Source organism: Coprococcus sp. AF102-57, from assembly GCF_027686195.1.
Taxonomy (GTDB): Bacteria; Bacillota; Clostridia; order Lachnospirales; family Lachnospiraceae; genus Allocoprococcus; species Allocoprococcus comes.
This window is the reverse complement of the sequence record NZ_JAQCSY010000026.1, coordinates 1-229: the sequence shown is the minus strand read 5'-3', so window position 1 is coordinate 229 and position 229 is coordinate 1. Positions and strand designations below refer to the sequence as shown.

Sequence of the window (229 nt, the reverse complement as noted above, 5' to 3'; positions counted from 1 at the left end):
CAATATGCCGATGTGGCTCAATTGGCAGAGCAGCTGATTTGTAATCAGCAGGTTATCGGTTCGAGTCCGATCATCGGCTTTTGTCCTTAGTGGGACGTATTTAATTTGGACCTTTAGCTCAGCTGGTTAGAGCAATCGGCTCATAACCGATCGGTCCCGGGTTCGAGTCCCTGAAGGTCCACTTTTTAAAAATTTCATATGGCCCGATGGCTCAGTTGGTTAGAGCGCC

2 tRNA genes are annotated in these 229 nt (G+C 48.5%); both read left to right on the top strand.

From position 1 onward, the window contains the following. The first annotated feature begins 6 nt into the window (after positions 1-6). Positions 7-79, top strand: a tRNA-Thr gene (locus PGZ10_RS14110). A 28-nt stretch (positions 80-107) separates the two neighbouring features. Then, positions 108-181 (top strand) — tRNA-Ile (locus tag PGZ10_RS14105). Positions 182-229: the final 48 nt, after the last annotated feature.